Source organism: Pseudomonas sp. GW821-FHT10B02 (assembly GCF_059415665.1).
Genome location: NZ_JBWKNR010000002.1, coordinates 394,897 through 416,655 on the forward strand (window position 1 = coordinate 394,897; position 21,759 = coordinate 416,655).

Below are 21,759 nucleotides of genomic sequence, written 5' to 3' on the forward strand. Positions count from 1 at the left end.
AATACACATGGCAATGATTCCCGAAACCCTGGCGAACCTGAACCTGTTCGTCGATGGCGTCAGCTTTCAAGGTGACGTCCCCAGCCTGACCCTGCCCAAGCTGACCCTGAAGATGGAGGAGCACCGTGCCGGTGGCATGGACATGCCGATCGAAATCGACCAGGGCATGGAGAAGCAGGAAGCCGGCTTCGTCACCACAGGCGTGCGCCGCGAGTCGCTGAAGTTCTTCGGCCTGACTGACGGTTCGGCATTCAACGGCACTTTCCGTGGTGCCTTCAAAGGCCTGAAAGGCCAAATCACACCGGTGATCGTTACCCTGCGTGGCGCGCTGAAAGAAGTCGACATGGGCGACTGGAAGCCGGGCGACAAGGCCGAGATCAAGCACAACGTGGCAGTGACCTACTACAAGCTGGAAGTGGACGGTCGTCTGGTCTACGAAATCGATCCGCTGGGGATGAAGCGCGTCATCGATGGCGTCGACCAGCTCGCCGCGCAACGTTCGGCCCTGGGCCTGTAAGGAGATCGCATGAATCAGGTAAACAAGACGCCGAGCTGGCTGACCGTGAGTGCCGAACGGGTGGTCGTGACCCTCACCAGGCCGTCCGAGGCCAATGGTGTGCAGGTTGACAGCCTGTCGCTACGCGCACCCTCTGTGCGCGACATCCGTAATGCGCAGTCCGCGACCGGCGGCGATGATGAGCAGCGCGAGCTGAATCTGTTCGCTTCCCTGGCTCAGGTCGGGGTCAAGGACCTCGAGGAGCTGTCACTGAAAGACTACGGTCGTTTGCAGGCTGGCTATTTTCGCCTGGTGCAAGACGACGAGCTTTGATCCCGAGCTGCAGAAGGCAGCGGCAAAGCGGCTTGCTAAAGAGCTGAACTTTGCCGCCACCGAGATCATGACCATGTCGTACGCCGACATGGTCTGGTGGCTCACGGACTGAGCCTAATGTGCATGCTAGGGGGATCAGATGGTGAGCAAGCTGGCGTTAGGGCTAGTGAACGGTGCCGCCGTCAACCCGACGATAGGTGCTGCTTTCAACGCGGTCGAAGACCGCATCAAAAGAATGGTGTTGCTAAGAGAATTCCCCCAACTGCTTAAGGGCAGTTTTGGTGGCGCGTTGTGGCTACAAAAGGAGTTGAGGAAGTCGTTTGAGCGCGATTCAACGTTAACTGACGGTGTTTCGCCAACAGCGCAAGCACTTGACGTTGTTAGGGTTGGCGCGCTCTTGCAAGGCATACGGGGCTTGAACCGTGGGTTGCATGCTGGCAAGCGCCAATCGGGGCTGAGCGATGAGGTTCCTGCCAAGGCGCAAACGAATCCGGAATCGGCAGGTGCACGGGGTAAGGGGGCGGGAGGTTCAGCGCCTGTACCCCCGGCGCAAGTTGACTCGGCCTCACGTCCATCCCGTCAATCAGATCCTCATGGATCTGGTGAACGATCAAGTGTTTTTGCTGACAAGTTGAGCTCGCGGCTCGAACTTTTTGAAGTTGGTGTCGATCTCGTTGGTATTTATCGCAGTGATCAGTCGGAGGAAGAAAAGGCCAACGGTTATGGTGAAGTGCTAGGCCGTTTCGTGGGTTCGCGTCTAGGTGCCGCCGTTGGAACCAGGTTCGGTGGGCCTGTTGGCAAAGTGCTAGGTGAAGTGTTTGGAGGTATGGCGGGTGAACACTTTGGTCCAGGGCTGGCCAAGCGCTTGTTGATTGATCAGAAGCCCGGAAAGCTTGAAGCCGGATTTAAATTTGAATGCACGTCAGTTGTCCAGGAACCAGGTGTGCTGGTGCTTGGCGGCGTGGCAGGCAAACCTCATGGCGAAAGCCTTAGCCGTTGGATGGCAAAAAACTGGTTTGCTCCCCAACAACCTTCCAAGCCTTCGACTGTTCTTGCTGACAAGTGTAAACCGTGCCCCTGTGTACTGGGGGAAACCGTGCGCTGTGTGGCTGACACCGCTTTCGCAGCACCTGCTGCCCAAGCGCAGTCTGCTCCCGGCACCGATAGCCTGTCTTTGCTTGGAGCTGCTGCAATCACCGCTACTTTGCCGAGGCTCACTGCTCAAGCAGGGCGGGGGGGGACCGGTAGTGCTTTTCAACGCCTTGGTTCGGGCGTGTTGGACAGAGTGAAGGGAGTATTCGGTTCGCGCTCGGCCAGAAAAGCTGGCCCGCGCGGAGCAACGCGTGTTCCGTTCCCGCTTGCCGATCCGCCAGCAGCGCTTCCTGGTCCAAGCGTTGCCAGCAGAATGTGGACTGGGGTCAAGTCGGTTGCTCGAATGTCAGTGCTTGAGGCAGGTATCAAAGCCCTCCTCACCGCGACGACGGCCGAGACAACGGAACAAAAGGCTGATGGTTATGGTGGTGCTGCTGGTGGACTCGTGGGTGCCCTCGCCGGGGCTGCAGCGGGATCGTTGGTTGTTCCCGTGATCGGCACAGCCGTCGGAGCATTGGTCGGCGGAATAATGGGGGACAAACTCGGTAGTAAACTTGCCAGGTATTGGTTTGTTCCTGATGCGGGTGTCAAACCTGCGGTCGAGTCTAACGAGCCAGCCAAACCCCTGGCTCCTCAACGGGTGGCCCCTGAGGGCTCCAAGGTTCTTGCTCCAGATGTACTCAAGTCAATACCGATGTTGGGCAGTGTTACCTGCACCCTGACACCTTCAGCCGCTCCACCCGAGTTGACGGCCACCCTGCCCAGGGCTGAGCTGGTGGTCGCTGCGTTGCCAGCGCAGATTAACCAACATTTCAATTTCTCGCCAAACATGCCTGTCACTGTTCAGGGCGGGTTCTGTGACCCCATGCTGCTCGCCCAGAACCTGCAAGCCATGGTCCGCCGCGAGTTCGAGGAGCTGATGCGTATGGCGACCGCGCGGCAACTATCCGACATCCCCCACGTTAACTAAGGAGCGCCCATGAACTACATACAACAGCTGCAGTCGTCGCTGCGCTACGTAGTGGCGGCAGGGCAGGTGGGGCAGCGCAGTGCCGATGAAATGCTGGCGCCCATGAATGGCGCGGTCAGTGACATCACCGGCGCTGTGGCCGAGCTTGAAGGCATTCCCTTTGTCGGCCCGCTGATCGGCGCCAAGCTGCAACGTACGATGCGCGCTATTAAAAGCGCGCAAGAGACGGTCAAACAGGTCTCGGACAAGTATGACCAGGCGCTGGCGGTGGTGGTCCAGGTTCAGGACCGGATTCAGGTCTTCGGCGAGCAGGTGGACAAGGCGGCGGCGAAGATCAACCAGATTGCCGGCAAGATCAGTCCGTCGCTGGGCAACATCCTGCCTACTGGCATTTTCTTGCCCGCGGTCACCCCGGCCGCGGAGGCGGTCAAACCGTTCCCTCATTTATTGATCCTGCAACCACTGGATGGCGTGTCACCGGGTTACTACTTCAACCTCGACACCGCCGCGTTCGAAGAGCTGCGGCGCCAGACCCGTTTTCGCTGGACCGGCCAGGAACGTTTGACGCGCAGTGTCGCGCAGCAGGCGGTGAGTCTGGGTGAGGAAAAAATCAATATCAGGGGGACGATCTTCCCGAGGCGCAAAGGCGACCTTGGCCATCTGCAGACGTTGCGCAGCATTGGCCGGTTGTTGCGCCCGCTGAGTCTGGTCAGCGGTTACGGCGAGGTGCTGGGCAACTGGTGCCTGACCGGCATCGACGAAGATCAGAGCAACCTGCTGGCTGGCGGTATCCCCCGTAAACAGGCCTTCACACTGGAGTTTGTGAGCTATGGCGACGACCTGCAGAACCTCTGAAGGGGACGTGCTCGACACCTTGTGTCAGCACTACTACGGGCACCTCAATGGCAGCGTGGAAGCTGTGCTCGATGCCAATCAGGGCCTGGCCGACGAACCCCAGCCGTTTCGTGCCGGAGTGCTTATCCAGTTGCCGGAACTGGCCGCAGCCAGCGATTCCACGGTCCAGCTATGGGATTGACGCTTCGGTCATTCGTGCAGCCACCAGACCCCGCCATGTGCGGGGTCTGCTTTTGCGGAGCATGAGTCATGCAACCTGTATTTCGCATTGTCGCTGATGGCAAGGACATCAGCGCCGTTATCAACGACCGCTTATTGCTGCTGCGCACCACGGACAAGCCAGGCATGGAGTCGGACGACTTCGAACTGCGTATTGACGACCGTGATGGCGCAGTGACGCTGCCTGCACGCGGTGCCGCCATCGAGATTCATCTGGGCTACGCCGGCCAGACGCTGACCCGTCTGGGGCGCTATACCGTGGATGAAGTCGAACTGTCCGGACCGCCCGACAGCGTGATCATTCGAGGCAAGGCGAGTGACATGCGCGGAAGTGGCAAAACCACGCGCAGCGGCAGCTGGGAGAACGTCGCGTTGCAACGGATCGTCGGTGATATCGCCGCGCGCAATGGCTGGCAGCCGGCGTGTCCGGTGCTGACCAAGGTGCTGCGGGTCGATCAGTTCAACGAGTCGGATTTCAACTTCATCACCCGTCTGGCCAAGCAGTACGACTGTACCGCCAAGATCGGCGACGGCACCTTGCTGGTGTTGCCGCGCCAGGGCGGGCAGAGCGCAAGCGGCAGGGCCCTGGGCGTTGTCAGCCTGCGCCGCGCCGATGTCACGCGCTGGCAGTTCCGCCTGGCTGACAAAGCGACCTATCAGGCAGTACAGACCCGGCATCAGGACCCGCGCAGCGGCCAGCTCAAGGTGGTCGACCTGGTGAACGAGGATGCGCCGCAGGGGATGGCGCCGGTTCACACCGACCGCCATCTCTACCCGGATCAGGCATCGGCACAGCAGGCGGCCAAGGCGCGGCTGGCGGCGCTCAACCGCAGCACGGCCAATGTCCGTCTGGACATGCCAGGACGCACGGATGTGTTCACCGAGCGCACGGTCGATCTGAAGGGGTTCAAGAGCGGACTCGATGGTGAGTACCTGGTGGAGTCGGTGGAACAGGTATTCAGCGCTTCCGGCTGGACAACCACGTTCGAGTGCAATGGCGGCAGGCAGGGCAAGGCCAGGGCCAAGGGCGCCAGGCCGCGCAAGCGTGACACTTCGCGTTGAATGGATTGGCGATACAAACGAGGTGCTTATGGAAATAACTGAAAAAACACTGTTGTCGATTTTCCCCAACGCCCGCCAGCAAGCGGGCGTTTTTGTGCCTGCCTTGAACGCCGCCATGCAGCGCTGGGAAATTGATTCCCCGCGACGCATGGCGGCTTTCCTGGCGCAGGTCGGGCACGAGTCCGGGCAGCTGCGTTATCTGAAAGAGCTGGGCGGTGAACGCTACCTGTCGCGTTATGACACCGGCAGCCTCGCCCTGCGTCTGGGCAATAGCCCGGAGGCCGATGGCGACGGCCAGCTGTATTGCGGCCGTGGCCTGATCCAGGTCACCGGCCGCAACAACTACCACGCCTGCAGCATGGCGCTGTTTGGCGACGAGCGCTTGCTGGACCTGCCGCAGCTTCTTGAGCAGCCGCGCTGGGCGAGCGAGTCGGCGGCCTGGTTCTGGCATTCGCGCGGGCTCAACCAACTGGCCGATCGCGGCGAGTTCAACCGTATTACCCGCCACATCAATGGCGGGCTCAATGGCCTTGAGGATCGCCTGAAGCTCTGGGCTCGGGCCCGCGAGGTACTGTGTTGAAGCGGTTGCGGGGTGTGCTGCCGATGGCGCTGTTACTGCTGGTTGCAGCGCTGACCTGGCAGGTGCAGGCATGGCGATATAGCGCGCAACTGGCGCAGCAGGCACGGGCCCACGCCCAGGAGCGCCAGCAACTGGCCGAAGCCCTGGCCAGCCAGGCGCTTGGCGAGCGTCAGCAGCGTCGGGCGCTGGAGCAGCAGATCCAGGCCAACGATCAATCCCATTATCAGGAGTTACTCGATGCGCAACAGACTCAAGCGCGCCTGCGTGACCGTCTTGCCACTGCTGATTTACGGCTGTCAGTCCTCCTTGGCGCCGACGCCGTCTCCGGTGTGCCTGCCGCCCCCGCCACCGGCGGCCTGGATCATGACCCCGTACGCGCCCGACTTGAGCCAGCGCATGCTCGACGAATTATCGCCATCACCGACCGCGGTGATCGGGGACTGATCGCCTTGCGTGCCTGTCAGGCCTATGTGCGCGCGCTACAGCGCTGAGGATTTGTGTCGGACGATAGCTGGTGTAGGGTAGGCGACAGTCTTTCAAGGAGCTTGCCATGGACCCGATCACTGCGCTTTCCGCCCGCCTGGGTGAACACCTGCGCCGCTTCAATGCCCAGGTGACCACTGCCGAGTCCTGCACCGGCGGCGGCATCGCCGAGGCCATTACGCGGATTCCGGGCAGTTCGGCCTGGTTCGAAGCCGGCTATGTGACTTACTCCAACCCCCAGAAGACCCGCCAGCTGGCGGTACCGCAAACCCTGTTCGCCGAGGTCGGGGCGGTCAGCCAGGAAGTGGTCGAGGCCATGGTCCGCGGCGCCCAGGCTGCCAGTGGTGCGCGATTCGCCGTGGCGGTCAGTGGTGTGGCCGGGCCGGACGGTGGCTCGCCGGCCAAACCGGTGGGTACCGTATGGCTGGCCTGGGCCGATGGCAGCCATGTCAGCAGCGAGCGCCGGCACTTCGACGGCGACCGCGACGAGGTACGCCGACAAACGGTAATCGCCGCGCTAGAGGGCTTGTTACAGCTTGGTGCAGAGTAAATCGCAATTCGGGGGTAGGCGGGAACAAAACCCTGTGGAATAATACTGGCTACTTATACAGGTGTTCTGGCCGTCAGGCCCTATCGATTACGTGAGGACTTCAATGGACGACAACAAGAAGCGCGCCTTGGCTGCGGCCCTGGGGCAAATCGAGCGTCAATTCGGTAAAGGCGCGGTCATGCGCATGGGCGACCACGAGCGTCAGGCGATTCCGGCCATTTCCACCGGCTCCCTGGGCCTGGACATTGCCCTGGGCATTGGCGGCCTGCCAAAAGGCCGTATCGTCGAGATCTACGGTCCTGAGTCGTCCGGTAAAACCACGCTGACCCTGTCGGTCATCGCCCAGGCCCAGAAAATGGGCGCTACCTGCGCATTCGTCGACGCCGAGCACGCCCTCGATCCCGAGTACGCCGGCAAGCTCGGCGTCAATGTCGACGACCTGCTGGTCTCGCAGCCTGACACTGGCGAACAGGCCCTGGAAATCACCGACATGCTGGTGCGCTCCAACGCCGTTGACGTGATCATCGTCGACTCCGTGGCGGCCCTGGTACCCAAGGCCGAGATCGAAGGCGAGATGGGCGACATGCACGTCGGCCTGCAAGCCCGCCTGATGTCCCAGGCGCTGCGTAAAATCACCGGTAACATCAAGAACGCCAACTGCCTGGTGATCTTCATCAACCAGATCCGCATGAAGATCGGCGTGATGTTCGGCAGCCCGGAAACCACCACTGGTGGTAACGCGCTGAAGTTCTACGCTTCGGTTCGTCTCGACATCCGCCGTACCGGCGCGGTGAAGGAAGGCGACGAAGTGGTCGGTAGCGAAACCCGCGTCAAGATCGTCAAGAACAAGGTGGCACCGCCATTCCGTCAGGCTGAATTCCAGATCCTCTACGGCAAGGGCATCTACCGCAACGGCGAGATCATTGACCTCGGCGTGCTGCACGGCTTCCTGGAAAAATCCGGTGCCTGGTACAGCTACCAGGGCAGCAAGATCGGTCAGGGCAAGGCCAACTCGGCCAAGTTCCTTCAGGACAACCCGGAAATCGCCGCCACCCTCGAGAAGCAGATCCGCGACAAACTGCTCAATGCCGGTGCTGTTGAGGCTGCTGGCAAGGCTGCCGCGGTTAACGCCGAGCCTGAAGACGAAACCGAAACTGAAGCTGGCTACTGATCGTCCCCATGTCCGTCGTACTCGACACTCCCGTCGCCGTAAGGCGGACAGCCATGGACCTGCTCGCACGCCGCGAGCATGGTCGAGTCGAGCTGACGCGCAAGTTGCGTCAGCGCGGCGCTCCCCCCGAATTGATTGACCAGGAGCTCGACCGCTTGACGGAAGAGGGCCTGCTCAGTGAAGCCCGTTACCTGGAAAGCTTTATCAGCTACCGCTCGCGTTCCGGCTACGGCCCGGCACGCATTCGCGAAGAGCTGAGCCAGCGCGGTCTGCAACGCGGCGATATCGACCAGGCCCTGCGCGAGAGCGGTGTGGATTGGGCGGGGCAGTTGCAGGATGTCTGGCAGCGCAAATTCTCCGGGCAGTTACCCATCGATTCGCGCAGCCGCGCACAGCAAACCCGTTTTCTGGTCTACCGTGGTTTTTCCATGGAAATGGTCGGCCGCCTGTTGAGCGGCCGAGGGCTGGACGACTAACTGAGGGTCAAGTGACTTTCAGTGCTTCGCGGGCCCGTTGCGTGGTGTGCATCGGCTCGGGCTTGGCCCAGTTTTCCGACAGGTTGATGAAGTCCACCAGTTCGCGCAGGCGCCCCTGGTCGCGGCCGTTGAAGGCGAAGGTTAGCCGTGTCAGGTGACTGAAGCGGGGCTCATCGTGGTGTTCGCCGGCATACGCGTGCTGGTGGTACTGACCACTCAGGCGCAAATCGGCAAACCCCTCCTGTAGATCAAGCAACGCGCCTTCGCTGAGCGGGTGGTGCATGCGAATCACGAACTGGTTTTTCAGCCAGCGGCTGGAGTGGTAGTTGCTGTAGAACTGGTTGATCTCCTCCACGGCGTCTTCGGCACTCTGCACCAGGCGTAGCAGCTTCAGGTCGCTGGGCAGGATGTAGCGGTTTTCTTCCAACTGCCGGGTAATGAAATTCAGTGCGTCCTGCCAGAAGGTGCCGCCCGGAGAATCCAGAAGCACCACCGGCACCAGCGGGCTCTTGCCGGTCTGGATCAGGGTGAGCACTTCCAGCGCTTCATCCAGTGTGCCGAAGCCACCTGGGCATAGCACCAGCGCATCCGCTTCCTTGACGAAGAACAGCTTGCGAATGAAGAAGAAGTGAAACGGTAGCAGCTTGTCGGTGCCGTCTACAGTGGGGTTGGCGTGCTGCTCGAAGGGCAGGGTGATGTTGAACCCCAGGCTGTGATCGACGCCTGCGCCTTCGTGTGCGGCGGCCATGATGCCACCGCCAGCGCCGGTGATGACCATCAGATTGGAACGAGCCAGGGTCGCGCCCAGTTCCCGGGCCAGTGCATACATGGGGTGTTCGACCGGGGTGCGGGCTGAACCGAACACGGTGACCTTGCGCCGGCCCTTGTACTGTTCAAGGGTACGGAAGGCATGGTCCAGCTCGCGCAAGGCTTGCAGGGTAATCTTGGCGTTCCAGCGGTTGCTGTCGTCATGGGCCATGCGCAGGACGGTCAGCATCATGTCACGGTACAGCGGCAGGTTGGGGCTGTCGGGGGCAACCAGTTTCAGTTGTTCATCCAGCTTGCTCAGATCGATTCCCTGGTTCTTGAAGTGACTCGATAGCAGTTCATTCGGTTGGTAAGGCATTCAACGTCTCCTTCTGCAGCAAAACCTCTGACCGGACCTGTAGGGTTTCCGGCCGCGACACTACGTGTGTCGCTGGCTGCCGTGGCTCGAGTGTGCGCCTCGAGCATTGCAGTAGACCTGCAAGGTCTTAGTGCAGTGATGATGGGCTCTTTGTTGTTGTCGCTCAGCAATGCTAATGCACGGCGTCGGCAGGCATCCCCCGGTGCGAGCCCTGAAACGGGCGGGCGCTTGCTATCAATCTAGACCCTGGCAGGTATTTGTGCCGGAAGGATCTTCGCTGGGGCAGCGTGATGGGGCAGGTTGGAAACAGACCGCTCGTCAGCCGGGAAGCGATCCTGGCATGGGTCTGGTTAACTGGAAGCCTGAGCGACTGTCGCGGTGCAGGGAGGCTGTCACATGCAACGGCTTAATCTGGAGCTCGATGCACAGCTGTTCGAGCTGCTCGAGCGCTCGGCCCAGGCCAACAACCTGAGCCTTGAAGAAGAGTGCCTGCGTCGCCTGGGGGCTGGGGTGCGGCACTCACGTTACGTCCAGGCCCTGGTGGCCGAACTGCGCGCCGATGAAAAGCAACGGCGCGACAGCGAGCAGGTGGCTTAACCTTACTTGCTTGGCTTCACACCACAACTCTTGGCATCGAACGCCTGTTCACTGACCGGGCGGTTGGTCTTGTACTCGGTGAAGCGGTAGGTCAGCACCGCACCTTTGGCCAGCAACTGACGGTAGCCGGTGTTCTTGCAGACGCTATCACCCAATTGGCTACGCACCCGGTTTGGGTCGGCCTTCATTTTTTCAGCATGGCTGGGAAGTACGCTGAGGTGGTTGATCAGTTGCTTGCCTTCGACGGTGTAACCCTGGTCGAGGATGTCTTCGTTGATCGCCCGCGGCGTGCCCACGCTGCTTTCAGTGGCAACTTTTTGCAGCATCTTGCTCAGCTCGTACTCCTGCTTGGAGGCCGCATTGGCAGCCAGGGGCAGGGCGAGCAGCAGGCTCAGGGACGGGGCGATGAAGCGCAACATGGGTTTCTCCTGGTTCGGTAACTGGCGATTGGACCGGCAACTGCGCACGGTGTTCCGTCACGCGCGAAGTCGTGGTGCCAGCGGGTAGCGACAGGTTGGAGATTATAGGGGAGTCGGCGCTATGGCTGCACGGCAAATACCGTCTGCCGGCAGACCGGGTCTGGTAAACTGCAGCGGTTTTCCTGTCTTGCCGAGTCCGCGCAGTGCCGTCCTTTCCTTGCCTATATAGTCTGCTGCCATGAGCCATGCCGTATCGCGCCTGCGCGCCGAGCGCCTGGCGCGCAGTGTCAAACCTTTCGTTGCGCGCGGATCACGGGCGCCACGCTGCCCGCAGTGCCGGGTGATTTTCAGCCATTGCCTGTGTGCCTGGCGTCCACAGGTGCCGTCCGATTCGGCAATGTGCCTGCTGATGCACGACACTGAGCCATTGAAACCGAGTAATACCGGCTGGCTGATTGCCGACCTGATTGCCGACACCTCGGCGTTCGGCTGGCAGCGTACTTCGGTCGATGAGGCTTTGCTGGCCTTGCTCGATCAGCCGCACTGGCAGCCTTACATCGTCTTTCCCGGCGAGTTCGTGGCGCCGCAAAGGGTGGTCAGTGAGGTGGTGCGTGAGCCCGGCAAACGCCCGTTGTTCATCCTCCTTGATGCGACCTGGACCGAGGCGCGCAAGATGTTTCGCAAAAGCCCCTATCTCGATCGCTTCCCGGTGCTCAGCCTGCAACCGGAGCAGCTGTCGCGCTACCGCTTGCGCCGCTCCAAGCGCGACGATCATTTCTGCACTGCCGAAGTGGCGGCCATGTGTCTGGAACTGGCGGGGGACCAGCGTGCTGCCGAAGCCCTGGATGCTTATCTGGATGTGTTCAGTACGCACTACCTGAGTGCCAAGCACCAGTGGTCAATTGATGAGCAGGATGCCGTCCACCAGCGTTTGCATACCTTCCTATAGTACAAGGGGCAGATATCGCACATTGGGTCATAATAGGCAGGCTGGCGACCATTGCGTGCCTGTCCGGACCGGGCAATCAACTTGACCACCCGGTTCTGGCTCGGCATCCTTGGCGCCGATTCGGGCATATACAAGGCTTGAAACACAGTTTTTCCTGGCCTTGAAGTGCCTTTTGGGTGTGCGGCACCGCCGTCAGCACCTTGAGTTGCCCGCCAGGCGCCTATTCTTCCTCCCTGCGCCTGCACAGAACAGGATCATTAGATCGATGGCCACGTACGAAATCCTGATTGCCGATGACCACCCGCTGTTTCGCAGTGCCCTGCGTCAGGCTGTAACCCTGGGCCTGGGGCCCGATGTCCGCCTGGTAGAAGTGGCGAGCATTGCCGAACTGGAAACCCGCCTCGCCGAGAAGTCCGATTGGGACCTGGTGCTGCTGGACCTCAACATGCCAGGTGCCTACGGTTTTTCCGGGCTGGTCCTGTTGCGCGGTCAGTACCCGCAGATTCCGGTGGTGATGGTCTCGGCTCAGGAAGAAGCCGCGGTGGTGGTGAAGTCGCGCGAATTCGGCGCCAGTGGCTTTATTCCCAAGTCCAGCTCCCTGGAAGTGATTCAGGAAGCGGTGAAAAAGGTCCTTGATGGTGACATCTGGTGGCCGCCACAAGCCTTTGAAAAAGTCGACGTATCGGCTGAAGCCAAGGCTGCCAGTGAAGGTCTGGCCAGTCTCACCCCCCAGCAGTTCCGGGTGTTGACCATGGTCTGCGAAGGCTTGTTGAACAAGCAGATCGCCTACGAGCTGAACGTTTCGGAAGCGACCATCAAGGCCCACGTCACGGCGATTTTCCGCAAGCTCGGCGTGCGTACCCGCACTCAGGCGGCACTGCTCCTGCAACAACTGGAATCGGTTTCGGCGAGCTGAGGCCGTGGCCTTCACGCTTTTTTGACCCGATCTGCACTAGGCTGCAGCGCATTTTTCAGTGGATGAAGTGACCTTCTATGTCATCGCCTTTCAAGGGCCAGACCGGCCTCAAACGTATTTTCAACGCTGCCGGCTATTCGTTTGACGGTCTGCGCGCAGCTTTCACCGGTGAAGCGGCTTTCCGCCAGCTGGTGCTGCTCAATGTGCTGCTGGTGCCGCTGGCGTTCTGGCTGGATGTCAGCCGTGCCGAACGGGCCATTCTGATCGCCGTGTGCCTGCTGGGCCTGATCGTTGAATTGCTCAATTCGGCGGTCGAAGCGGCGATCGACCGGATATCCCTTGACCGTCACCCGCTGTCGAAAAACGCCAAGGATATGGGCAGTGCCGCCCAACTCGTCGCCCTGACAATGGTGGCGGTGGTCTGGGCGGTGATCCTTATCTAGGCAATGTTGGGCAGGACGATTTCGTCGCTGCGTTGTACACCGGCGGTAAAGGTACGGCATAGCTCGAGAAACTCGCGCATGGCAGAGGTCTGGTACTTCTGCTTGTGCCAGATGAAGTAGAACTGTCGGGCCAGGTCCAGCTCCGGTGTTTCCACTGCGACCAGGCTGCCGCGACGAAATGCGTCGCGCAATGCCAGGCGTGAGATACATCCGATGCCCAGGCCCGATTCGACAGCGCGTTTGATCGCTTCGGTGTGTTCAAGCTCCAGGCGGATGTTCAGGTTGGAGCGGTGATGACGCATCGCCTGGTCGAAGGTCAGGCGGGTGCCGGAACCTTGCTCACGCAGAATCCACGCTTCGTGAGTCAGCTCTTCCAGGCTGGCCTGGCCGCGTTGGGCCAACGGGTGCTGCGGCGCGCAAAACACCACCAGTTCGTCTTCAACCCAAGGTTGCACTTCAAGATCAGGATGGTTGCAGTCGCCTTCGATTAGACCCAGATCAATTTCATAATGAGCAACCTGGTGCACGATATGCGCAGTGTTTTGCACATGGAGCTTGACCTGACTTTCCGGGTGGACCTGCATGAAACTGCCGATCAGCAGTGTGGCCAGGTAGTTGCCGATGGTCAGGGTGGCACCGACCGCCAGCGAGCCGAAACCGGACTTGCCGTTGAGCAGGTCTTCGATTTCCTTGGCCTGGTCGAGCAGCGCCACTGCCTGTGGCAGCAGTTGATGACCCAGGGCGTTGAGGCTCAGGCGTTTGCCGGCGCGATCGAACAGCTGGCAGCTGGACTGGCGTTCAAGTTCGGTGATCGAGGTACTGGCGGCCGACTGCGATAGCGCCAGTATTCCCGCGGCTCGCGAGACGCTTTGATGCTGGGCTACGGCGACGAAGACCTGAAGCTGACGAAGTGTAAATCGCATATCTATATAACCGATAAGACATATCTTGATAATTCATTTAACAGATATTGTCGCTCGCACTAAACTATCGCGCAATCGCGCTCTAGGTTAGCGCTGCGTTTTATTTCAGGAGCCCGTACATGAGCAACATGAACCACGAACGTGTCCTCAGTGTTCACCACTGGAATGACACCCTGTTCAGCTTCAAGTGCACCCGCGATCCGGGCCTGCGCTTCGAGAACGGTCAGTTCGTGATGATCGGCCTGCAACAGCCCAACGGCCGCCCGCTCATGCGTGCCTACTCGATCGCCAGCCCGAACTGGGAAGAGCATCTGGAGTTCTTCAGCATCAAGGTGCCGGACGGCCCGCTGACCTCGCAGCTGCAGCACCTGAAGGAAGGCGATGAGATCATCATCAGCAAGAAGCCTACTGGTACCCTGGTACTCGACGATCTGAACCCGGGCAAGCACCTGTACCTGCTGAGCACCGGTACTGGCCTGGCGCCGTTCATGAGCGTCATCCAGGATCCGGAAACCTACGAGCGCTTTGAAAAAGTGATCCTGGTGCACGGCGTCCGTTACGTCAACGAAGTCGCCTACCGCGAGTTCATCACCGAGCACCTGCCGCAGAACGAGTTCTTCGGCGAGGCGCTGCGTGACAAACTGATCTACTACCCGACCGTGACCCGCGAGCCGTTCGAGAACCAGGGCCGTCTGACCGACCTGATGCGCAGCGGCAAGCTGTTCAGCGACATCGGTCTGCCACCGATCAACCCGCAGGACGACCGTGCGATGATCTGCGGTAGCCCGAGCATGCTGGACGAAACCAGCGAAGTGCTCGACAGCTTCGGCCTGAAGATCTCGGCGCGTATGCGTGAGCCGGGCGACTACCTGATCGAGCGTGCATTCGTCGAGAAGTAAGCAGTACGCGGAACACAAAAAACGCAGGCCTTGGCCTGCGTTTTTTTTTCGAACGGGTAGTCGCTAGAGATCCATGACCACTTCCAGCACCCGGATCTGATCCGGCTGCGGATAGTGCCAGCGCACCTGCACATCCCAGAACTTCACGCCGTACACGCGCTCGGGCGGTGGGATCTGATAGGCCGGACGCGGGTCCTGGGCCAGGCATTGTTCGATCAGCTCTACCAGCGGCTCTGCAAGGCGCAAGGCGTGCTCGCGGGCCTGGGGCAGGGCCGTGTCACTCCAGGCAACCGAAATCGGCGCTGGCGGTGCGCTGGCCATCTGGTTGGTCGCGCTACTGACCGCATCGGCATAGGGCACATAGGGCTTGATGTCGAGTACCGGGGTGCCGTCGAGCAAGTCGATGCCCGACAGGAGCAGACGCCCGGCTTCCACCTTCTCCAGACGCACCACCGATTGGCCGATGCCGTTGGGCCGGTGCGTCGCCCGGGTGGCGAACACGCCCATCGAGGTGTTGCCGCCCAGCCGTGGCGGACGCACCTTGAGCCGTGGCTTGTCTTCCAGGGCCTGGTGGAACAGGAACAATAACCAGACATGGCTGACCTGTTCGAGCCCGGCCACCGCGTCGCCGTTGTCGAAGGGCGGCAGCAGTTCCAGCACACCGCGCGCAGCGGGCGCCAGCTGGGGCTGGCGCGGGATCGCGAACTTTTCCTTGAAGCAGGAGCGGACGAAACCGATCGGTGCGACGCTGTAGTTCATCGACGTCTCAGCCACGGACCCGCAGGGTCAGGCCCTTGAGGAAATTGCGCAGCAGCTGGTCGCCGCACGGACGGTAGTTGTTGTGCCCGACCTTGCGGAACAGGGCGCTGAGTTCTGGCTTGGATACCGGGAAATCAGCCGCCTTGAGGATCGCGTGCAGGTCGTCTTCCTTGAGCTCGAAGGCCACCCGCAGTTTTTTCATGATGATGTTGTTGGTCACCGGCAGCTCGACCGGCAGCGCAGGGCGGCTGTCGTCCTTGCCGCGCTTGAAGATCACCAGGCCATCGAGAAAGTGCGCGATGACTTCGTCAGGGCAGCGCACGAAGCCTTCTTCGTCTTCTTTCTTGAGGTAGGCGACGATGTCGTCGGTGGCTACGTCGAAGCCGCTGAGCTTGATGATGTCGGTCAGTTTGGCGTCGTTGACGTCCAGCAGGTAGCGCAGGCTGCGCAGTACATCGTTGTGAATCATGGTGACAATCCTGTTCGGGGCGTCGCCCGGGTGGCGGCGCCTTGTTGCTAGAATTTTTCGGTGTTCGCCAGATAGCGCCACTGGCCCAGGGGCAACTTGCTCATGGATACACCGCCCAGGCGAATCCGGCGCATGCTTACCGGGGTAACCCCAACGCTGCTGCACAGCAAGGCGATCAGGCCAGGCTGCGGGTTTTTCAGGACCATGCGCAGGCGCGTTTCGTTCTGCCAACTGGCCTTGATCTTCGGCAGCTCCTTGCCCTTCCAGGTGAAGCCGCGGTTCAGGCGTTCCAGGCCGTGAGCGATCATGTCGCCGCTGACTTCAACCACGTATTCCTGCTCGAGTTTGGCCAGGTCGGATTCGAGCTTGCGGGTGATCCGCCAGTCCTGGGTGAATACCTGCAGGCCGCTGGCGCCTTGTTGCAGAGGCGCCACGTTGTTGAGGCGGGCGAAGTGGCCTTTGAGCGGGCGGCGGCCCTGGCTGTGATCTGCGGACAGGCTGTCGACAGTGATGCTGTTGCAGGCGCTGTCGATGTCCAGGTCGGCCGGCTGGTGGAGCAGCAGGGTGACCGGCTCCAGGGCTTCGGCGCGAGCACCGGCGAGCAATTCGACCTTCTGCTCGGCTACCTTGAATTGCGGCTCGTCGACCACCGCACCGTCAACGGTGACCCAGCCGCCTTCGATGTACAGTTCGGCCTCCCGTCGGGAGCAACCGACCAGTTCAATGAGGCGTTTGGAAAGGCGAATGGGTTCAGACATGACGACAGCCGTAGGCATAGGGAAAGATGCCCATTGTAACCGTGCGGACGGGCCCAGGTCCGGCAACATTCGCCCGTCGGGCCATTTATCTGCGATTTCGCGGCATTTCAGAAAGGTATGACGTCTTCTGTCAGCCGGTTTGAGCGGCTTTTGTCTGAATCAGCCTCAGATGCAGTAAGGGGTAGGGTTGGCCCATGCCATCTGTTTCCGAACGGCCGACCACCTCGAATCCCTGGTGCAAGTAGAAGCCCAGAGCCTGCGGGTTTTGTTCGTTGACATCGAGTTGAACGGCGTTGAGTTCGTCGATGGCGTAGTGCAACAGGCGTTTGCCGAGCCCCTGGCCACGCACAGCCGGATCGATAAAGAGCATTTCCACGCGTCCGGCGGCAACCCCGGCAAAACCGGTAATCCGCTGCTTGGCGTCTTTGCAGCAGATCAGCATCACCGCGTCCAGATACTGGCTGACCAGCAGTTCGCGCAACAGACAGATATAGCTGTCAGGCAGGAAGTCATGGGTTGCCCGCACAGACGCCTCCCAGACACGCGCCAGCTCCGGGTAGTCGCTTAACCTGGGGGTGTGCACGCTGATATGCCGGTACATCGCTCTGTTCTCCTTGGGCAACAGAGACAACGATAGTTGCAAAAAAAAGCCCCGCCAGGGTCGGCAGGGCTATTTTCAGCAGGATGCGATCAGATCGGTTCAGCCCACATGTCGTACTCGTCGGCGTCGGTGACCCGGCAGCGTACGGTGTCACCCGGCTTGAAGCCGTGGTTGCCATCGATGAACACGTTGCCGTCGATCTCCGGGGCGTCGAAGTAGCTGCGGCCTACCGAGCCTTCTTCTTCCACTTCGTCGATCAGCACGTCGATTTCGCGGCCGATGCGCAGTTGCAGGCGGGCACTGCTGATTGCCTGCTGGTGGGCCATGAAGCGATCCCAGCGCTCTTGCTTGATCTCATCAGGGACGACTTCCAGGCCCAGGTCGTTGGCTGGCGCGCCTTCGACGGGCGAGTACTGGAAGCAGCCGACGCGGTCGAGCTGGGCTTCGGTCAGCCAGTCGAGCAGGTACTGGAAGTCTTCTTCGGTTTCGCCCGGGAAGCCGACGATGAAGGTGGAGCGGATGATCAGTTGCGGGCACTGTTCGCGCCACTTCTTGATGCGCGCCAGGGTCCGGTCTTCAAAGGCCGGACGCTTCATCGACTTGAGTACTTTCGGGCTGGCGTGCTGGAACGGAATGTCCAGGTACGGCAGGATCTTGCCGGCAGCCATCAGCGGGATGATGTCGTCGACGTTCGGGTACGGATAAACGTAGTGCAGGCGAACCCAGGCGCCCAGGCTGCTCAGTGCTTCGCACAGTTCGAGCATGCGGGTCTTGACCGGGCGACCGTTCCAGAAGTCGGTCTTGTATTTGACGTCGACGCCATAGGCGCTGGTGTCCTGGGAGATCACCAGGATCTCCTTGACCCCGGCCTTGACCAGGCGCTCGGCTTCGCTGAGGACTTCACCGACCGGACGGCTGACCAGCTTGCCGCGCATCGACGGGATGATGCAGAAGCTGCAGCTGTGGTTGCAGCCTTCGGAAATCTTCAGGTAAGCGTAGTGGCGTGGGGTGAGCTTGACGCCCTGTGGCGGCACCAGGTCGATCAGCGGGTTGTGATCCTGACGCGGCGGAACCACTTCGTGCACGGCGTTGACTACCTGCTCGTACTGCTGCGGGCCGGTCACGGCCAGTACGCTCGGGTGCACGTCACGGATGCTGCCTTCTTCGACACCCATGCAACCGGTGACGATGACCTTGCCGTTTTCCTTGATGGCTTCGCCGATCACTTCAAGGGACTCGGCCTTGGCGCTGTCGATGAAGCCACAGGTGTTGACCACCACCACATCGGCATCCTGATAGGTGGGCACGACTTCGTAGCCTTCCATGCGCAGCTGGGTCAGGATGCGCTCGGAATCGACCAGGGCTTTGGGGCAGCCTAGGGAGACGAAGCCGACCTTTGGCGTGGTTGGCGCAGGAGTGGTGGACATGACTAACCTCGGTGTAATGGGGACAGTCGTGCGCAAGCGCCGCTGTCCTGTTGGGCGCTAGCAGCGCCTCTGATCAAAAAGTGCGCAATTCTAGCGGTGCGCAACGGAGTTGACCAGCTTTAAACGGGGAAATACGACGAGTGCTTGGCGATGCCGGACTCTCGCAAAGCGGCTCGCTGTCGCCTTCTGGAGTGCATGGGGGTTACTGCGCCTTGAACGCCGCTTGCGCCTTCGGGCTGGTGAGGATCGCGTAACGTGTTGTGCGGGATACTTTTCCGGTGAGGAAACGCTCGAAAACAGGCATGAAGATACTGCGATCCAACGTTGGCTGTTCGACCTTCAGGTAGTTCTCGCAGCAAGTGCGGTAGTCGTCCATGGCAATGAAGCGCTTGATCCAGTAGTGGAAAAAATAACCCATCAAAAACCCCAGGCTGAAATCGTGATCAATCACCGAGTGTGCGCAACACTCGAAGTCGATCAAGCGCAGCTGGCCATCGGGGGCGATCAGGATGTTCTTCGGGTGAGGGTCCATGTGCACGAAGCCTTCATCGAGCATGCGCGCGAACAGATCAAAGACTTGTGGCAGCAAGGTTGAGGCCTGTTCAGGGTGAGCGATCAAGCGATCATCAACACTGCAATGATCGTCCAGAAAGCCGACCAGCAAGTACTCTTCCTTGAGAAATGGAAACCGCCCTTTATAGCCAAAAGCGGCAACACTGGGGGCGCAAGCAGATTTGGCGGACACCGCTGACAGGTTGATGAATTCGTTGGTCAGGTCATGCAGGCCGAAAGCTTTCTTCAGTCCCAGGTAGTTCTGCAGCTGCTTTTTCCAATGGATCAGGCGATTGTGCTTGAGCACCCATTTGCGCTCACCTTCGAGCAGGAAGACGCCGCGGGTCGCTTCTGGCGTGTCCAGCGGGGTGTGTTGTTCGGGTGTTGTGAAGAAGTGCCGAACTGCGGTGGAAAGTTCGTGCTGATGGTGCGGATCAAAATGAAAGGTAACGCCCTCAATGCGCTGTTTGTGCAGCGTTCGGGTAAGGCTCCTGAGGTGACGCATGTACCGCTCCCTGATCGAAAAATGCGCAATCCTAACGGCTGTAATGTCACTTGGCTAGCAACCATGCGCTGTACCCTGGGCTATGCTTCGCGGCTATATGCCTGTGTTTCTATCGGGTCCTGTTGGCGCCGGCGGTGCGGTCGCTAAAGTCTCAGCGTCTGGCGTGTATTTTTCCGGCCCCAAGGGTCTAGGCTGCGGGAGTAGCGGATGGTTCAGGCAAGCGATCAGGCTGATTCCGGGCATTCGGCAGCGAAGCCGCTGAGCCTGTTGGTGGCGGCGGTAGGGGTGGTGTACGGCGATATCGGCACCAGCCCCTTGTATACCCTCAAGGAGGTGTTTTCCGGCGACTATGGGGTGCCGGTCAACCATGACGGCGTGCTGGGTATCCTGGCGCTGATCCTCTGGTCGCTGATCTGGGTGGTCTCGATCAAGTACGTGCTGTTCATACTGCGCGCCGACAACCAGGGCGAGGGTGGCATCATGGCCCTGACCGCGCTGGCCCGCCGGGCCTCGGCGCCTTATCCCAAACTGCGTGCGCTGATGGTGGGCTGTGGCCTGATCGGTGCTGCGCTGTTTTATGGTGACAGCATGATCACCCCGGCCATTTCTGTGCTGTCGGCGGTGGAGGGCATGCAACTGGCCTTCGACGGTATCGATCACTGGGTGGTGCCAATAGCCCTGGTGGTGCTGGTGGCGCTGTTTCTGATCCAGAAGCATGGCACCGCGCGGATCGGCATTCTGTTCGGGCCGGTGATGGTTGCCTGGTTTGTAGTCCTGGCGGCGCTGGGCGTGCACGGCATTTCCCAGAGCCCTGAGGTGCTCAAGGCGTTCAATCCGGTCTGGGCGGTGCGCTTCTTCATTGTTCACCCGGGCATGGGCGTGGCCATTCTCGGCGCTGTGGTTCTGGCCCTGACCGGTGCCGAGGCGTTGTATGCCGACATGGGCCACTTCGGGCGCAAGCCGATTGCCCGGGCCTGGTTCGCCCTGGTACTGCCGGCGCTGGTACTGAACTACTTCGGCCAGGGTGCCATGCTGTTGCAGAACCCTGAGGCGGCGCGCAACCCCTTCTACCTGCTGGCTCCCGCCTGGGCGCTGATCCCCTTGGTCGGTCTGGCCACCCTGGCGACAGTGATTGCCTCCCAGGCGGTGATTTCCGGGGCCTTCTCCCTGACGCGCCAGGCGATCCAGCTGGGTTATGTACCGCGCATGCAGATCCAGCACACCTCAAGTCACGAACAGGGGCAGATCTACATCGGCGCGGTGAACTGGGCGCTGATGGTCGGGGTGATCCTGTTGGTGCTGGGTTTCGAGTCGTCCGATGCGCTGGCCTCGGCCTATGGCGTGGCGGTGACCGGGACCATGCTGATGACTACCCTGTTGGTGTCCACGGTCATGCTGCTGCTGTGGAAATGGCCGCCGGTGCTGGCGGTACCGGTATTGCTCGGTTTTCTGTTTGTCGACGGCCTGTTCTTTGCCGCCAACGTACCCAAGGTGGTGCAGGGCGGAGCGTTTCCGGTGCTGGCGGGTATTGCGCTGTTCGTGCTGATGACCACATGGAAGCGTGGCAAACAGATCCTCGTCGAGCGTCTGGATGAAGGCAGCCTGCCATTGCCACTGTTCATTGGCAGTATTCGCGTGCAGCCACCGCACCGGGTCGAAGGCACGGCGGTATTCCTGACGGCGCGAGCGGATGCCGTGCCTCATGCTTTGTTGCACAACATGTTGCATAACCAGGTGCTGCACAACCAGGTGGTGTTGTTGACGGTGGTCAGCGAGGACACGCCGCGGGTACCGGCACAGCAGCAGTTCGAGGTCGAAGCCTATGGTGAGGGCTTCTACCGGGTGTTACTGCATTTCGGTTTCATGGATGAACCCGATGTGCCGGCAGCGCTGAAGCTGTGCCATCTGGAAGGCCTGGACTTCAGTCCGATGCGCACCACCTATTTCCTGAGCCGGGAGACAGTGATTCCTTCGCGGTTGGTGGGGATGGCGCGTTGGCGGGCAATGTTGTTTGCGTTCCTGCTGAAGAATGCCAATGGCACTTTGCGTTTCTTCAACCTGCCGTTGAATCGGGTGATCGAACTGGGTACGCAGGTCGAAATCTGATGAGCCTGTGGGAGCTTGCTCCC

The 21,759-nt window shown here is 60.6% G+C and carries 26 protein-coding genes; 17 read left to right on the plus strand and 9 right to left on the minus strand.

Translation table 11 applies throughout. The annotated features are described in order from the left end of the window. The first annotated feature begins 7 nt into the window (after nt 1-7). From AC07OF_RS04785 to recX, 11 genes are all read left to right on the plus strand, one after another. Nucleotides 8-517: a phage major tail tube protein gene (locus AC07OF_RS04785; protein ID WP_495072612.1), complete on the plus strand. Its 510-nt coding sequence runs from the start codon at nt 8-10 to the stop codon at nt 515-517. Nucleotides 518-526: 9 nt separating this feature from the next. Next, the gene (locus tag AC07OF_RS04790) at nt 527-829 is read left to right on the plus strand and encodes a phage tail assembly protein (RefSeq protein WP_495072613.1); all 303 of its coding nucleotides are present in this window, start codon (nt 527-529) and stop codon (nt 827-829) included. 139 nt (nt 830-968) lie between these two features. After that, the gene (locus AC07OF_RS04795; RefSeq protein ID WP_495072614.1) at nt 969-2,891 is read left to right on the plus strand and encodes a glycine zipper domain-containing protein; all 1,923 of its coding nucleotides are present in this window, start codon (nt 969-971) and stop codon (nt 2,889-2,891) included. 9 nt (nt 2,892-2,900) lie between these two features. After that, nucleotides 2,901-3,746: a phage tail protein gene (locus AC07OF_RS04800; RefSeq protein ID WP_495072615.1), complete on the plus strand. Its 846-nt coding sequence runs from the start codon at nt 2,901-2,903 to the stop codon at nt 3,744-3,746. Then, complete coding sequence (locus AC07OF_RS04805) at nt 3,721-3,927, plus strand: tail protein X (protein ID WP_157193696.1); 207 nt, start codon at nt 3,721-3,723, stop codon at nt 3,925-3,927. The genes AC07OF_RS04800 and AC07OF_RS04805 overlap by 26 nt, the downstream gene beginning before the upstream one ends. Nucleotides 3,928-3,995: 68 nt before the next feature. Next, nucleotides 3,996-5,027 (plus strand): phage late control D family protein, encoded by a 1,032-nt coding sequence (locus AC07OF_RS04810; RefSeq protein WP_157193695.1) that lies wholly within the window; start codon nt 3,996-3,998, stop codon nt 5,025-5,027. 28 nt (nt 5,028-5,055) lie between these two features. Continuing rightward, the gene (locus AC07OF_RS04815; protein ID WP_476445906.1) at nt 5,056-5,607 is read left to right on the plus strand and encodes a glycoside hydrolase family 19 protein; all 552 of its coding nucleotides are present in this window, start codon (nt 5,056-5,058) and stop codon (nt 5,605-5,607) included. A 23-nt stretch (nt 5,608-5,630) separates the two neighbouring features. Then, nucleotides 5,631-6,098 carry a lysis system spanin subunit gene (locus AC07OF_RS04820; protein ID WP_495072616.1) on the plus strand — a complete coding sequence of 156 codons (468 nt, stop codon included), beginning with the start codon at nt 5,631-5,633 and terminating at the stop codon, nt 6,096-6,098. A 59-nt stretch (nt 6,099-6,157) separates the two neighbouring features. Further along, on the plus strand, nt 6,158-6,640 hold the full coding sequence (locus AC07OF_RS04825; RefSeq protein WP_157193692.1) for a CinA family protein: 483 nt from the start codon (nt 6,158-6,160) through the stop codon (nt 6,638-6,640). 103 nt (nt 6,641-6,743) lie between these two features. Then, on the plus strand, nt 6,744-7,811 hold the full coding sequence (gene recA, locus AC07OF_RS04830) for a recombinase RecA (RefSeq protein ID WP_038613932.1): 1,068 nt from the start codon (nt 6,744-6,746) through the stop codon (nt 7,809-7,811). A gap of 8 nt (nt 7,812-7,819) precedes the next feature. Continuing rightward, entirely contained in the window at nt 7,820-8,287 is a 468-nt protein-coding gene (gene recX / locus AC07OF_RS04835; RefSeq protein WP_157193691.1) for a recombination regulator RecX, read from the plus strand. Between the two features lie 7 nt (nt 8,288-8,294). Here the strand turns inward: recX and AC07OF_RS04840 are convergent, their stop codons facing one another. Next, nucleotides 8,295-9,413: an LOG family protein gene (locus AC07OF_RS04840; protein WP_157193690.1), complete on the minus strand. Its 1,119-nt coding sequence runs from the start codon at nt 9,411-9,413 to the stop codon at nt 8,295-8,297. A gap of 396 nt (nt 9,414-9,809) precedes the next feature. On the opposite strand from AC07OF_RS04840, the gene AC07OF_RS04845 reads away from it, so the two are divergent. Next, nucleotides 9,810-10,010 (plus strand): hypothetical protein, encoded by a 201-nt coding sequence (locus AC07OF_RS04845; RefSeq protein WP_157193689.1) that lies wholly within the window; start codon nt 9,810-9,812, stop codon nt 10,008-10,010. Nucleotides 10,011-10,012: 2 nt separating this feature from the next. On the opposite strand, the gene AC07OF_RS04850 is transcribed toward AC07OF_RS04845, so the two are convergent. Further along, a complete protein-coding gene (locus tag AC07OF_RS04850; protein WP_038613926.1) occupies nt 10,013-10,429 on the minus strand; it encodes a quorum-sensing-regulated virulence factor family protein in 417 nt (138 codons plus the stop codon). Between the two features lie 238 nt (nt 10,430-10,667). On the opposite strand from AC07OF_RS04850, the gene AC07OF_RS04855 reads away from it, so the two are divergent. The 3 genes from AC07OF_RS04855 to AC07OF_RS04865 all read left to right on the plus strand — a co-directional run bounded on the left by AC07OF_RS04855 (nt 10,668) and on the right by AC07OF_RS04865 (nt 12,737). Continuing rightward, entirely contained in the window at nt 10,668-11,378 is a 711-nt protein-coding gene (locus AC07OF_RS04855; protein WP_157193688.1) for a tRNA-uridine aminocarboxypropyltransferase, read from the plus strand. 265 nt (nt 11,379-11,643) lie between these two features. Then, nucleotides 11,644-12,294: a response regulator transcription factor ErdR gene (gene erdR / locus AC07OF_RS04860; protein WP_038613921.1), complete on the plus strand. Its 651-nt coding sequence runs from the start codon at nt 11,644-11,646 to the stop codon at nt 12,292-12,294. 77 nt (nt 12,295-12,371) lie between these two features. Further along, nucleotides 12,372-12,737 (plus strand): diacylglycerol kinase, encoded by a 366-nt coding sequence (locus tag AC07OF_RS04865; RefSeq protein WP_157193687.1) that lies wholly within the window; start codon nt 12,372-12,374, stop codon nt 12,735-12,737. Here the strand turns inward: AC07OF_RS04865 and AC07OF_RS04870 are convergent. Then, the gene (locus AC07OF_RS04870) at nt 12,734-13,660 is read right to left on the minus strand and encodes a LysR family transcriptional regulator (RefSeq protein ID WP_038613917.1); all 927 of its coding nucleotides are present in this window, start codon (nt 13,658-13,660) and stop codon (nt 12,734-12,736) included. The two genes, AC07OF_RS04865 and AC07OF_RS04870, sit on opposite strands and share 4 nt — an antisense overlap. A 119-nt stretch (nt 13,661-13,779) precedes the next feature. Here AC07OF_RS04870 and fpr point away from each other — a divergent pair, with 119 nt between their 5' ends. Then, a complete protein-coding gene (gene fpr, locus AC07OF_RS04875) occupies nt 13,780-14,559 on the plus strand; it encodes a ferredoxin-NADP reductase (RefSeq protein ID WP_003222277.1) in 780 nt (259 codons plus the stop codon). A 63-nt stretch (nt 14,560-14,622) separates the two neighbouring features. Here the strand turns inward: fpr and tsaA are convergent, their stop codons facing one another. The 6 genes from tsaA to AC07OF_RS04905 all read right to left on the minus strand — a co-directional run bounded on the left by tsaA (nt 14,623) and on the right by AC07OF_RS04905 (nt 19,630). Further along, the gene (tsaA, locus tag AC07OF_RS04880; protein WP_157193686.1) at nt 14,623-15,318 is read right to left on the minus strand and encodes a tRNA (N6-threonylcarbamoyladenosine(37)-N6)-methyltransferase TrmO; all 696 of its coding nucleotides are present in this window, start codon (nt 15,316-15,318) and stop codon (nt 14,623-14,625) included. Between the two features lie 7 nt (nt 15,319-15,325). After that, nucleotides 15,326-15,787, minus strand: a complete 462-nt coding sequence (locus AC07OF_RS04885; protein WP_038613911.1) for a YehS family protein — start codon at nt 15,785-15,787, stop codon at nt 15,326-15,328. A 47-nt stretch (nt 15,788-15,834) separates the two neighbouring features. Continuing rightward, entirely contained in the window at nt 15,835-16,545 is a 711-nt protein-coding gene (locus AC07OF_RS04890) for an rRNA pseudouridine synthase (protein WP_157193685.1), read from the minus strand. Nucleotides 16,546-16,675: 130 nt separating this feature from the next. Next, a complete protein-coding gene (locus AC07OF_RS04895; protein WP_157193684.1) occupies nt 16,676-17,146 on the minus strand; it encodes a GNAT family N-acetyltransferase in 471 nt (156 codons plus the stop codon). An 89-nt stretch (nt 17,147-17,235) separates the two neighbouring features. After that, nucleotides 17,236-18,573 carry a 30S ribosomal protein S12 methylthiotransferase RimO gene (rimO, locus tag AC07OF_RS04900; protein ID WP_038613904.1) on the minus strand — a complete coding sequence of 446 codons (1,338 nt, stop codon included), beginning with the start codon at nt 18,571-18,573 and terminating at the stop codon, nt 17,236-17,238. Between the two features lie 202 nt (nt 18,574-18,775). Beyond that, on the minus strand, nt 18,776-19,630 hold the full coding sequence (locus AC07OF_RS04905; protein ID WP_157193683.1) for a phosphotransferase: 855 nt from the start codon (nt 19,628-19,630) through the stop codon (nt 18,776-18,778). Nucleotides 19,631-19,837: 207 nt separating this feature from the next. On the opposite strand from AC07OF_RS04905, the gene AC07OF_RS04910 reads away from it, so the two are divergent. Then, on the plus strand, nt 19,838-21,736 hold the full coding sequence (locus AC07OF_RS04910) for a potassium transporter Kup (RefSeq protein ID WP_157193682.1): 1,899 nt from the start codon (nt 19,838-19,840) through the stop codon (nt 21,734-21,736). Nucleotides 21,737-21,759: the final 23 nt, after the last annotated feature.